General features: G+C 55.4%; 4 protein-coding genes and 7 pseudogenes. 3 read left to right on the top strand and 8 right to left on the bottom strand.

The genetic code is table 11. The features are described from left to right. From OCY70_RS00555 to OCY70_RS00545, 3 genes and pseudogenes are all read right to left on the bottom strand, one after another. Positions 1 to 1,005: an ABC transporter permease gene (locus OCY70_RS00555; RefSeq protein WP_213431092.1), complete on the bottom strand. Its 1,005-nt coding sequence runs from the start codon at positions 1,003 to 1,005 to the stop codon at positions 1 to 3. Position 1,006: 1 nt separating this feature from the next. Further along, on the bottom strand, positions 1,007 to 2,521 hold the full coding sequence (locus OCY70_RS00550) for a sugar ABC transporter ATP-binding protein (protein ID WP_213431093.1): 1,515 nt from the start codon (positions 2,519 to 2,521) through the stop codon (positions 1,007 to 1,009). 90 nt (positions 2,522 to 2,611) lie between these two features. Further along, a pseudogene (locus tag OCY70_RS00545) lies at positions 2,612 to 3,730 on the bottom strand (sugar ABC transporter substrate-binding protein). A gap of 605 nt (positions 3,731 to 4,335) precedes the next feature. Between OCY70_RS00545 and OCY70_RS00540 the strand changes: the two are divergent. Continuing rightward, positions 4,336 to 4,563, top strand: a pseudogene (locus OCY70_RS00540) (VOC family protein); the annotation flags it as partial. 458 nt (positions 4,564 to 5,021) lie between these two features. Here OCY70_RS00540 and OCY70_RS00535 read toward each other — a convergent pair. Beyond that, a pseudogene (locus OCY70_RS00535) lies at positions 5,022 to 6,380 on the bottom strand (IS1182 family transposase). Positions 6,381 to 6,964: 584 nt separating this feature from the next. Here OCY70_RS00535 and OCY70_RS00530 point away from each other — a divergent pair. Continuing rightward, the gene (locus tag OCY70_RS00530; protein ID WP_213431028.1) at positions 6,965 to 7,801 is read left to right on the top strand and encodes a hypothetical protein; all 837 of its coding nucleotides are present in this window, start codon (positions 6,965 to 6,967) and stop codon (positions 7,799 to 7,801) included. A gap of 252 nt (positions 7,802 to 8,053) precedes the next feature. Continuing rightward, positions 8,054 to 8,962, top strand: a pseudogene (locus OCY70_RS35965) (ATP phosphoribosyltransferase regulatory subunit); the annotation flags it as partial. On the opposite strand, the pseudogene OCY70_RS00515 reads toward OCY70_RS35965, so the two are convergent. The 4 genes and pseudogenes from OCY70_RS00515 to OCY70_RS00500 all read right to left on the bottom strand — a co-directional run. Next, positions 8,952 to 9,665 (bottom strand): annotated as a pseudogene (locus OCY70_RS00515) (DEAD/DEAH box helicase); the annotation flags it as partial. The pseudogenes OCY70_RS35965 and OCY70_RS00515 sit on opposite strands and share 11 nt — an antisense overlap. After that, positions 9,662 to 10,981, bottom strand: a pseudogene (locus tag OCY70_RS00510) (ATP-binding protein). The pseudogenes OCY70_RS00515 and OCY70_RS00510, both read right to left, overlap by 4 nt. Before the next feature lie 6 nt (positions 10,982 to 10,987). Next, a complete protein-coding gene (locus OCY70_RS00505) occupies positions 10,988 to 11,776 on the bottom strand; it encodes a tellurite resistance TerB C-terminal domain-containing protein (protein WP_261944642.1) in 789 nt (262 codons plus the stop codon). Next, a pseudogene (locus OCY70_RS00500) lies at positions 11,740 to 12,821 on the bottom strand (TerB N-terminal domain-containing protein). Before OCY70_RS00500 ends, OCY70_RS00505 begins: the two are co-directional and overlap by 37 nt. Positions 12,822 to 12,851: the final 30 nt, after the last annotated feature.

Raw genomic sequence — 12,851 nt, 5'->3', positions numbered from 1 at the left:
TTATTTCTGTTTGTAATAGGTTAAAGCCAGAGCAAAAGCGAGCACCGTTCCTTTCACGATGTCCATCGCGTAGTAAGGAACCGACATCATGACCAGACCGTTCTGCAAAATGCCGATGAGCACCGCGCCGACGAAGGTGCCGAACGCGTTCGGTCTGCCGGCGCCCGCGACGGAGAATCCGATGTAGGCCGCCGCCACCGCGTCCATGAGATAGGGAGCGCCCGCATTGACTTCCGCCGTCATGACGCGGGATGCCAGCATAATGCCGCCGATGGCCGCAAATCCGGCGGACAACACATAGGCGAGCACGCGATATGTATTGACGGGAATGCCCGACAGCTTGGCCGCCTCCCTATTGCCGCCGATGACATACATGTACCGGCCGTGCTTCGTATAGTTCAGGAAAATATGGACGAGGACCACGACGACAAGCATAATGATGATAATCCACGGCACCTGGCCGATTTTCGAGAAGAAGGCGCTGATCTGGCCCGTGGCGAACGTGCCGTCCGGCATGACCATGTTCTGTGATACGGTCGCCCCCCGGGTATACGTCAGGGCCACCCCCTGGATGATAAACATCATCGCCAGCGTCATGAGCATGTCTTGAATTTTCATTTTGACGATCATGAAGGCGTTCAGCACGCCTGCGATTAGACAAACCGCGATCGCCGTAATGATGCCGACGAACGCATTCTGCGAATGCCAGACGAACATGGAGATGACGACGGCGTTGGCCAGAGACGCCACGGAACCGACCGACAGGTCGAAGCCGCCCACCGAGAGCGAAATCGTAATCCCGATCGCAATGACAGTAACAATGGATATCGAGCGCAAGATGTTGATGATATTCGTAGGCATCAGGAAGCTATCGGACATGATTCCGAACACGACAATCAGGATGAGAATCGTTACAATCGTTCCATATTTATATAGAAAATCAAAGAAATCGAATTTGGCCGCCTTCACTTGACGCTGCTGCCCTGTCCCTGTGCTCAAACTCATGCTACTTTCCTCCCGTCGAGTAGAACAATAATTCTTCTTCATTGGTTACGCTCGTCTGGAGCTCCTTCACGATCTCGCCATCATAGAGCACGTAGACGCGGTCCGTGATGCCGATAATCTCCGACAGCTCGCAGGAGGCGTAGATGATGCTCTTCCCCTGCTGCGCAAGCTGTGAAATGAGCTTGAAGATGTCCTTTTTCGCTCCGACGTCGACGCCTTTGGTCGGTTCATCGAAAATGTATACTTCCGCCTCGGTCGTCAGCCATTTCCCGATCGCCACTTTTTGTTGATTGCCGCCCGACAGGTTTTTCACCTTCGCCAGCTCGTTCGGCGTCTTGATGCCCAGATCCTGAATCAGTCTCTGCGCCTCCTGCTTCTCCCTGCCGAAGCGCAGGAACGTCTTGTACGCGCAGAACCTCGCCAGGTTGGCAACCGACAGATTATTGACCACCGATTCGAGCACGAGAATGCCTTCCTTGCGCCGCTCCTCCGGCACGAGGGCGATTCCCTGCTTCATGGCCTCATTGCAATTTCGAATGGAAAGCTTCCGCTTCTGCAGCACACGCTCGCCCGCCGCAATGCGGGACGCGCCGAACAGGGCCTTGCACAGCTCCGTTTTGCCGGCGCCTACCAGTCCGGCGAGGCCGATGATTTCCCCTTTTCGCACATAGAAATCGATATTTTTCAGCTTGTCGCCATCCGTCAGGCCCTTTACTTCAAAATTGGTGTCTCCGAGTTCGATCGCAAGCTTCGGAAATTGGTCGTCCATTTTTTTGCCGAGCATCCGCTCCACAATTTCGTTCGGATTCGTGTCCGCAATCCGCTTCTTGACGACGAATTGCCCGTCCCGCATCACCGTAATGTCGTCGCAGATGTCGAACAGCTCCGGCAGACGGTGCGAGATGAAGATGACCCCGACATTGTTCTTTTTCAAATCCCGCACGATGCGGAACAGCTCTTCCGTCTCCGCATGGCTGAGCGGCGCGGTCGGCTCGTCCAAAATGAGAAAGCGGCATTCCTTCGTTATCGCCCGCGCGATCAGAACCATCTGCTTCTCGGCCAGCGTCAGCTCGCTGACCAGCTTCTTCGTCGGCACCTTCACATTCATCCGCTCGAGAGTCGCCTTCGCGCCGCTGTGTATCCGCTTCCAGTTGATCCACTGCTTTTTCCCCATGTCGTTGACCGTATCATCCAGCATGATGTTCTCGCCGACCGTCAAATAAGGGATCAGCGCCGTATCCACTTCCTGATACACAATCTGGATGCCCAAGTCCTTCGCATCCTTCGGCGAACGAATCTGCACCGCTTGGCCGCCGATAGAAATATCGCCCGTGTAATGGTTGTAGGCTCCCGACAACACCTTCATCAACGTCGACTTGCCCGCCCCGTTCGCGCCGATCAGAGCATGGGAGGTTCCGGTCTCGGTTGTAAAATCCACGTTGTCCAGCGCCTTCACCCCGGGGAACTCGATGGAAATCCGCTTCATATCCAGGCGAATCGCTTGCTGTCCAATCATCTCTCCACCTCCTGTACGGAATCGGGAGGCAAGCGCCGTCCATCCGGCGTTGGCCGCGGAGGCCCTACCGCGCTTCCCTCCGTCCCCTTCTTATTTGGATGAATACGCTTTCTTAAGCCCTTGCATCCAGTCCTCCTCAAAGTCCGTGCTTACGCCCCAATCCGGGATGATCTTGCTGAGGCTCTCCATATTCACTTTTTCCCCGGAGGAATTCAATTGCTCTTGCGTAATCATTGTCGGCTTGAGGTCGAAGGTTTGCGGCGTGTCTTCGCCTGCGATCTTCTTCGCGACCAGGCGCATATTGACGGCGCCGATCACCTTCGGATCGACGGCGGCCGTGGCGACCCATGGGCTGTTCTCTTCCTGCATCAGCTGCAAATCGGCGTTCGACACGTCAATGCCGTAAATTTTGATCTCGTCCCGGCCGGCTTCCTTCACGGCCCGCGCCGCGCCGATGGCGAACGCGTCCCATGTGGCGAAGATGGCGTCAATCTTGCCTTTGCCATGCTTGGTCAGCATCGCCGATACGGCATTCTGCGTCTGTACCGACGTATCGGATGCCGCGACGCCGAAGCGCTCGATCTCCTTAATGCCGGCATTCGCCTTCAAAAAGTCTTGGTATACGCCGTTGCGGATTACCATCGGCGGGAATCCGTCCACCCATAAATAAACGATGTTACCGCTTCCATTTAACTGCTTATTCATGCTGTCCAACGCCAAATGGGCCAGCTGCTTGTCGTCCTGCGAGGTCAACGTTACGCCGTCAATTTGGGCCAAGTCCGGATTGGAGTCGAATGTGACGACCGGAATCCCCTTCTCCGTCAATTTCTTGACATCATCCACCGTAGCCGCATCATCCCCATGCGAGATAATAACCCCGTCATAGTTCTTTTCCAGGGCCTAGGCTATCGCGTCATGAAATTTGGCCGTGTCGCCGTTCGCGGAGTACGTGTCCACCGTAAATCCCATCGATTCGCCCTCTTGCTTGGCGCCTGCCAGAAATTGCGCCGTATGATCGTCGCCTCCGATTTTGCGGATAACCATCACTTTCACGTCTTTGCTGGCAATAGGCTGAGGAAGATTTTCGATTTTGCTCTTGTCCACATTCGGCTTGCTTTGGGCGGAATCTCCCCCGGCCGAACAGCCTGCCAATACAAGCGAGACGGCCATTACTGCGGCGACAAATCGGCTCATCACTTTGAACTTCATCTCCTGCACCCCTTTTAAGGTAATCAAAAACCCTTCAAGTCCTATGCAAAAAGCCATAAAACCTGTTGTTGTCTTACATACTACCACCTTCATACCTATATCGCAATGAAAATTTATTGTTTTATATTGTTTTGTGTTGATTATTACATTGTTTTTTTGTTTGTTACTTATCACTTGTAAAGGTCACGCTGAAATTTTTGGCTTCATTTACTTTAAACCAACAATTTGGCTGAACTCAAACGAAACCCATACAAAAAAGACGAAGACGGGAATTCACCCATATTCGTCCATTGCTTGATGCACTAAGCCTCAGCGGTACCGTACCGGCTGCGAATCCGCTCCAGCTTGTCCATCATGAAGTCCACCAACTCGGCAGGCTCCTTCACGAAGGCGTCCGTGCCCAAGCCGAATATCCGCTCCGCATAGTATTGATTTCGCCCCGTCCAATGCGGGGGTCGATCATGCCCGTCCCGTCCTCGTGCCGCGTGATGGTCTTATCTAGCCAAGGATCGGCCTCGCATTTCCTTACACCCAAGCGGGTCCACTCGCAGCGGCACATGATGCTCCCGCACAGGCGGCAGGAACCATTGCTCATGCGTTGTCAGCTTCTTTTCCCGGACGAAAAGAGCTCCGAGCTCGTCCTGCAAAGTCATCCCGATCTCCAGATGGCCGACATTGAATTCAATGTGGAAGACGTGCCCGAAACTTATGAAGCACTGTCCGCCAAAACCGAGATTAACTGGATTCGCAAGCCTATTCCGACGGAAACGAGCCATGCGGCCGTCCTGGAGGCGCCGGACAGTAACGTCTTCGTCCTCGTCGTCGGCAAATAAAACCCCGCCCGGCGGGCAAGCACCGCTGCGCCGGGCTGCGGGTGGGCTTCAGCGGCCAGCTTGCCTGACGCCCGTAAACCGAGCCGGGCCCGATTGCATTCGTAGCGGAAGCCCGGAACGCCGAAGAACGGCATGCCGCAGTCATGCCGTTCTATTCCTCCGTTTATCCTTCGCAACGTGACACGTCTGATGTGGGGCCCGCCGTCTTGGGGGGATAAAATTCCTGCGCAGGAGCAGGAATTTCACCATAAAATGCGGGATCGAAGCAGGAATTCCTGCTAAAGTACATCAATTTTCCACAAAACGGCATCATTCTAGTCCGAACGGCCAAAAAAGCTGCGCTTTTCAGGCTGTTGGAAAACCCCTGTTTTTTACGAAGTAATATCAATGTAATATCATTTTGCTGGGAAAAAGTGGTGTTTGGTGAGAGAGAATGGAGGGGGGATGGGGTCTTTGCTTTACCCCACCCTTCTGGCGAGATGTGTGGCTATCTTTTTTATGTTCTGTGCAGTGGCTGTCATCAGCACTTGCTCCTGCACCTTGTCTCTTCCCCGAAACCGGCAATAGCGAAGTCCATGGAGCACTTTGGCATCCGCGAAACTTCGCTCAATGGTTTGGGCGCGTAGGGCATAAACGGCTTTTCCGCTCTCACTCTGGAAGTTTTGAACTACTTTCTCTTTGTGTTCTTCCCAGATATGCCGTTGTATGGTGCGTTGTTTATTTTTGTTCTCGTTACACTTGCTCAATAATGGACAGGCAGCGCATTGTTTGGGATCGGATTTATAATCTCTGAATCCTTTTCGTGTTGTGGTGCGGTACGTGAGTTCTTGCTGGTTTGGACAGATAAAAACATTCTTTTCTGCATCATAATGAAATTTCTCTTTGGGAAATACACCGTGTTCACGGGTCGAACGCTCTGGAATAACTGCCGTGATGTTTAATTTGTTCGTACGGTAACAAACATAGGCCGTCATGTAACCAGAGTCGAGTGCAACGGCCTCCAGCGACTTTTCCCAGCCAAACTTCTCTATTTGATGTAGTAGACGATCCACATAAACAACCGAATCATTCACATTTCCAGGCGTAACGTAGCAGTCCGTAATCACGTTGTATTTATGATCTACGGTGCGGTGATCTAAATAATGAAACCCTTCCGGTTTTCCATCCCGATTCAGGTTTCCGCTATCCGGATCTGTTAAGCTAACTTTTTGTTCCTTGGTTTAGGCCTCCTCTTTGGGAGGCAGTGGCTTTTTTCCAAAAGCGACCCGATCCTCATTCACGGCTTGCTCCAGCTCTTGGAGATATTCATAAGGCGTACAAGTGACTTCTCGTTTCTCGTACCGTCCGTTATTGGCATTTGCCTTGATATGCGTGGAGTCGGTAAAGAGCAGCCGCCCTCCCACCATGTTGTGCTGAATCGCCTGCTGAACGATATTATCGAAGATATCTTGGAAGACGGTAGTATCCTTAAACCGATTTTTCCGGTTCCAGCTAAAGATCGAATGGTCAGGCGCTTTGCCGGAAAGCCCGAGCCGTAAGAACCACCGAAAAGCCAGGGAATCGTTGACGACTCGCTCCAGTTCTCGCTCTGAGCGAATGTTATACAAGTAGCCGATCAGCAGCATTTTAAAGAACACAATGGGATCCACAGATGGTCGGCCGTTCGACTCGCTGTAGTAAGGACGCACAAGGTCCAAAATAAAGGTAAAATCAATATGTTTATCGATATGACGAAGCAAGTGATCAGGGGCAACCATATGCTCAAGACAAACCAGTTCATAGTCCAGTTGTGGGTTGGGATCATTCGTGTAAAGCATACAAACACCACGCTTTCCATGGATTATGATAAGAACATTATACCAAATTAACGCGGTGAATGGGTAATTAACATAGACTTTCTCAACACTCTGAATTCTGCAGGATTTCGACCGGCACCCCTACTTGGCAGAAGGAATGCTGCAAATGTGCAGGAATTTAAGTTCTTTCGGCTCAAACCGGAGGAGATAAGGGCGAATTGATGTAGTTTTGCAGGAATACTGCCGTATCGGCCAGCAAAATCAAAAAAATCCTGCTCGGGTGCAGGATTTTGCTAAAAACCGGGCCCCTCTATCTCGACAAACTCCGCTTTTCGCAATGATTAACTATAAACTTGCTCAAACCGCTCTATACAAGCTTTTGCGAGGAAAGGCGCGATCATTATCAATTCGCCTTGACAAATCTCGCATTCTTTCATATCATTAACTTGAATGACAAATAACGGAACTTGCGATGGAAGCACCCGCAAGAATGGGCTTGATAGCCCTTCTTGCAGGTGCTTTTTTGCTTTTCCCTTTCTTGCGCGTGGGATATGGAAGGCAATTCCGGATATTTTAAGAAACGATAAAGAGAGGATGAAATGATCATGATGAAGAAACAATCGGGCGCGATCATGGCAACGCTCCTACTCGCACTCGCATGCCTGCTGGCCGGCCCGGCGGCGCTCCACGCGGCATCGGCGGAGCTGTCCGCCACAGCCAAGGCCGCCTTCGACAAGATGGTGGCGGCAGCGGACCGGTCGCAGGCGGACAAGCTGACTCAGCTCTACCAGGAGCTGAGTCAGTTCGAGACGGCGGAGCGGGAATGGCAGGAGAAGACGAAGCGCCTGCACTACGACAATGCGGAGGCGCTGGCCGGGATCAGGCAGCAGCTCAAGCGGCTGCACGAGGAGAAGCTGAAGCGCCTCGATTCGCAAGTGCAAGAGGCGAAGAAGAAGTATCAGCCGCTGTTCGACGCCTACAGCGCCTTGAACAAACAGATCTCGGCCGCGAAGATATGGAAGAACAAGCAGTTGAACGCGGCGCTTCGCCTGCAGCATACCGGCATGAAGCCGCTCGTCCAGACCGCGCGGGAGGATATCCGCCGCCGCCAAGCCGCGCTGAAGTCGGCCAGGCAAGCTCGCACCGACGCCGCCAAGCGCGTGCGCCAGACGCTCTCCGCCATCGATACGGTCAAGGTCCAGATCAAGAAAGCGAAGAGTGCCGCCAGCACCTGCAAAAGCCGCCTCTCTGCGACCCGGAGCACGCTGACGCAAGCCGCGAGGAAGGGCGATGCCAATGCCAGCCTGAAGGCGCTCATCTCGATGACAGCCTCCTCCCGCCAGCGGAATGAACGCACTCGCCAAGTCTTCCAGTTGGAGCAAAAGATCGGAGACATCATTCAGAAGGCGAGGACCCAGCTCCAGTCTTATTCTGCTTCGTGACACCGGCGGAGGAGTTGCTTTTTCCCACCCCATTCGCTAATACTCGATAATCCTACATGCGATGGAGGAGCCTGCTCATGAACCGAATCAAGCAGACCCAACCATCATCACAAGAAGCGTTAGCACCCCTGAACCTATCAGGGAGGGCTAGCGCTGTTCGCGTTGGCCTCCCTGCGGCATCTATCCCGCTCGCGGGACCAAGAGGTCCGGCGCGTTTTTTATTTTCCATGTGAACAAGGGAGGATGGATACGATGCAAAACGTAAAAGGTACCCATGATTTTTTCGGTCCGGAGCAAGCGGCGCGCCAGCAAGTGCAGGACGTGCTGCGGAACCTGTTCGAGCTCTACCGCTTCGAGGCAATGGAGAGCACGATCTTGCATGAGCTTGATGTGCTGACATCGAAATATGCCGGCGGGGAAGAAATCGTGAAGGAAATGTACCGGTTGAGCGATCAAGGGAAGCGGCAGTTAGGGCTGCGCTATGATCTGACGATTCCGTTCGCCAAGGTCATCGCCATGAATCCCGGGCTGAGCTGCCGTACAAACGGTATGAGATCGGCAAAGTGTTCCGCGACGGGCCGGTGAAACGGGGAAGGCTGCGGGAATTTCTGCAATGCGATGCCGATATCGTCGGCATTTGCCGGGCCGGAAGCCGAGGCCGAGCTGATGCAGCTTGCCGTCGATGCGTTCCGCCGTCTGAACATCCCGGTGATGTGATGGAATAACCGTCGGTTCCTCGGAGAACTGCTGGAATCGATTGGCGTACCGGCCGGGGAGGCGTCGTCGGTCATGCTGACGCTCGACAAGATTGCCAAATTCGGAAAAGAAGGGGGCAAGGACGAACTGCTTGGCAAAGGCTTGGAGCCGACGGTAACCGAGGCGATCTTGGTCTTGTTGGAGAGAGAAGAGACCTCGGTCGACTACCTCGCCGCGGCTTGCGGCCTCCAGTTGCCGGAGGGCATATCCGAGGTGCGCGCCCTGCAGCTTCTAATCGACGGGACCGGGCTCGCGGCAAGCTGCGCCTTCGACCCGTTCCTGTCCCGCGGGCTGTCCTTCTATACCGGCACCGTATATGAAATTTTCGATGCGTCGGGCACCTTCGCCTCGAGCCTCGGCGGCGGAAGATACGACGCGATCATCGGCCAGTTCACCGGGCGGCAGGGAAGGAGAAATGCTCGACATTCAATCTCAGCTTGCGGCCCGCGCGGGGCGCCACGACTTCGACGGCATGCGGCGAACCGGCGCCCAGCCATTCACAGGCGGCATCGTAATCGCCCAATGTCGCCGACAGGCCAATCCGTCTCGGCCGGCAGCCTGCCATCCGTTCGACCCGGGCAAGCTGGCTCAGCACTTGAATGCCGCGATCGGCCCCCATGAAGGCATGCACCTCATCAATCACGACATAACGCAGGTCGCGGAACAGGGCGGGTATCGCATTCGGCTTGTTCATTAACAAGCCTTCCAGCGATTCCGGCGTAATCTGCAATACGCCGGACGGTCTTTTCAGCAGCTTCGCCTTCTCCGCTTGGGACACGTCCCCATGCCAATGCCGCACCGGAATGCCGGCTTCGCGCAGCATATCGTTCAGACGCTCGAACTGGTCGTTGATAAGCGCCTTCAGCGGGCCGATGTACAGAATGCCGACCGATGCGGAAGGGCGCTCGTGCAGTTCTGTCAGGGCCGGGAAGAAGGCGGCTTCGGTCTTGCCCGATGCCGTCCCGGATGCGATCAGCAGATGGTTCGGCGAATCGAACAGCACGCGGCAAGCCCCGACTTGGGCCTCCTTCAGCGTCTCCCAGCGCTTTTTATAAATATACTCTTGCATGAACGGCGCCAACCGGTGAAAGGGATGAATCCCGCTCATAGCTCGAACTCCGCCAGGAAGTCGCCGACTTCATCCGGATGGGAATCCGCGGGCTTGACGCTCCGGTTCCCGATCAGATCGTCGAACTTGGTCTCCGGATGCTGCTGCAGCGTGTGCATCAGATCCATGAAATCACGAATAATCTCCCTCGGGGTCAGAAGCCCATCCGCTCCGAGCCTGCCGACGGCTTGCTCCATAAATGCGATTAATTGGTCGTCCGTCAGCAGCGGCTCCACTCCATAATGAAGGGCATGGATATGGCGCAGACGCTGCAGCAGAAGCAGAATCTCCTTATGAGACAGCATGTCGAGCTGAATCAGAGGGCCCGTGTAGTTGCGGAGCCCCTCTGCCGCGTATCTGCCGCTTACGAGGCGCGAGCGCAGAGCTTCGTAGCTGAACAGCCCCCTGCGTTCATCCTTCACGAATTGCGGCGTGCCGCCGATGAAGATGCCGAGGTGCTCCGCCTTGCCCTGCATCGTATCGTTGAACATCGTCAGCAGCTTCTCGTAATTGCTGTGCCGGGAGATGCTATTCGTAATTTTGTACAGGTTAACCCCTTCATCGATAAAAAGCAGCAATCCCTGATATCCAATCCGCGCGGCGAATTCCGACCACAGCTTCATGTAATCGTACCAGTTGTCATCATCAATAATTACCCCGACGCCCAAAGCCTGCTTCGCCTCGGTCTTCGTCGCGAACTCCCCGCGAAGCCAGCGCAGCGAAGCTTGCTTCAGCTCGTCATCCATCCTCTTATAACCGGTCCAATACGACGATAGCACCTTGGCGAAGTCGAACCCGTGCACCATATTCCGCATTTCATTCGTGACGGCTGCGATGCGCTGCTCCACCTCCATAATCAAGGCGCCGTCGTTCGGCCCCATGCCAAGCTCGGTCATCGCCTGCTGTTGAATCGAAGCAATCCACCGCTGCAGGATCGTCTCCAGCGCCCCTCCGTCCGGCCGGGCGCGCGTCGACAGCTTCATCATCAGCTCGCGGTACGTCGCCAGCCCCTGCCCCTTCGTGCCAACCAGTCTCCGTTCCGGCGACAGATCCCCGTCGGCAACGACGAAGTTGCGGTCCATCGCATAGTTGCGAATCATCTGCAGCAGGAAGCTCTTCCCGCTTCCGTATCATCCCGTCACGAGCTTGAACGCCGCTCCTCCCTCGGCCACATTGTCCAGGTCGCGAAGAATGGCTTCAATCTCCGGCTTGCGGCCGACGGCGATATGCTCCAGTCCAATGCGCGGCACGACACCGGCGGTCAAGGAATTGATAAGCGCCGTCGTGACGCGCTTCGGGATTTTCTTGTCTGTCATGGTTCTTCACCTCGCCAATTTCTCAATCATAGGGAGATAGTCATCTGCAATCTCATCCCCGTCAATGATCAGGTCCCCGATAGTATCCATGGAGGCGGCATTGATCTCATCGATAAGCAGCTCGGCCATCGTTCCGTGCGCCTCGGCAAGCTTCAGCAGCGAACGATGCTCCTCTCCCGCCAGCATCGCCCGCAGTGCCAGGCGATGCACCGGTGCCAGCATACGATCGAATTGAATCCATTCCTCGTCCACGCCGCCGCGCTGCCCGGCAGGTCCGTTCGCGCTCCCGTCAGGCTCATCCGCCCTGCCCTCCGCATCTCGTGAGGCAGGCGCAGCCGCAGCGGAATGTTCGCAACCGCAAAAAACCGCCAGATCCTCCCGATACTCCTCTGCAATTCGGATCATTCCGGCTTCCTCCACGAGCACCAGATTGCCGAGCGCTTCCAATGCCGCTTCGTTCATCTCATCCATGGCCAGATCGATCATGATTGAGGGAGCCTGCTTCGCCAGCGCTTGTCCGTCCAGCTCCCCGCCATGGGCCAGCAGCGCAGTCAGCAGCCGAAGCTGCTCATTCGTCAGCCGGCGCAGCAGCGTCTGAACCTCATCAGGTTGGGCACGCCGCCCTTCCGGCGCATCCGCTGTACGGCTGCCCTCCGGTTCGCTGCCCCGCCCGGCTCTCCCCTCCTCGGATGCTTCGTTCCGCTTACCGCCCCCGATTCGGCTCCCGCCTTCCGGTCCGCCAACGTCCTTCGTCACCGTTAGCAGATCGCGCACCTCGTCCGACTCGGCCTGCAGCCGGGCCAGCTTATCCGTATTAATGCGAACGGCAGGCTCGGCCCGTTCCGCAGAGGAGGCCCGCCCAACCTCCCGTCCAAATACCGCTGAACGAGAGCGGCGATCTCCGCTTCGACGGCAATGCCGCGCAATCTGCCCTTGTACCCGCACAGGCCGCGCAGCGTATTCTCGGTTAACCGGATGAGTTGGGTTACGAAGGCGCGCAGCGGGGCGTGGGAGCTGATCGGAACAAACTCGATGGCCGCACTTCTGCCATAGAGCGTGGAGTCGTAGACAGCGCTGCGGAACAAATAACGGTCCCTTCTTGCCGGTTCGCCGGGATCGAGCCGCTCAATCAGGCGCGAGCCATATTTTTTGCTTAGATATCCATCTACAACCGCGAATACTTTGGGGATATATGTGTTCAGCACGGCCTGTCCGCCATTGGCGTAAAACTTGCTTCGCAAGACATTATAATCCGACAGCAGGGCCGCCGCTTCAAGCGGGAGATCCGTCGGTTCGCTCCGGAACCGCTCCATCAGCTCCCATTCGAGCGCATCGCCGGACACACTGCATGGAGCAATCGCCGTGACATCGCGGACAGAGACGTCAAGACGGTGGACAAGGATGAAGTCGATAAGCCAATCGGGCAAGTAATCATCCAGCTTCGGGAACGCTTCCCGGTAACCGATCCAGATCTCCTTCATCAGCCGGTAGCCCTGCACAGGCTCCTTCCAACCAATTCCGTTAATCAGTTCGTAGATGACAAGAAACAGATAGACAGGCCGGTGGGCGGGTATCGCCCTTCCCGAACTTCATTCCGCCAATAAAAGTACCATCGCGTCTGCCCTTCCGACATATCCTTATACTCCGGCCAGTAGCACATGAACGGAACAAAGGGAGCCGGCGGCTCAACACGCCATTCCCACTGGCGGGCTTGTTCAACGAATCGCTTCTCTTTTGTTATTGTAAAAGAGCTGAGCCCCAGGTTCAGCGGCGCCTCCTGATCCGTGATGCGATTCCGGGGAGCCGGCTTATCCTTGTCCGCTCTGGGCGGAATCGCCATTACGGCCTCCTCGCCGCCATCCAGCTCCAG

It is taken from the genome of Paenibacillus melissococcoides (genome assembly GCA_944800085.1).
GTDB classification, from domain to species: Bacteria; Bacillota; Bacilli; order Paenibacillales; family Paenibacillaceae; genus Paenibacillus_B; species Paenibacillus_B melissococcoides.
This window is presented reverse-complemented; position numbering and strand designations above follow the sequence as displayed.

Excerpts from the sequence above, each read along its gene's own strand:
- OCY70_RS00555 (WP_213431092.1), bottom strand. The coding sequence starts at position 1,005 with ATGAGTTTGAGCACAGGGACAGGGCAGCAGCGTCAAGTGAAGGCGGCC.
- OCY70_RS00550 (WP_213431093.1), bottom strand. The coding sequence starts at position 2,521 with ATGATTGGACAGCAAGCGATTCGCCTGGATATGAAGCGGATTTCCATC.
- OCY70_RS00530 (WP_213431028.1), top strand. The coding sequence starts at position 6,965 with ATGATGAAGAAACAATCGGGCGCGATCATGGCAACGCTCCTACTCGCA.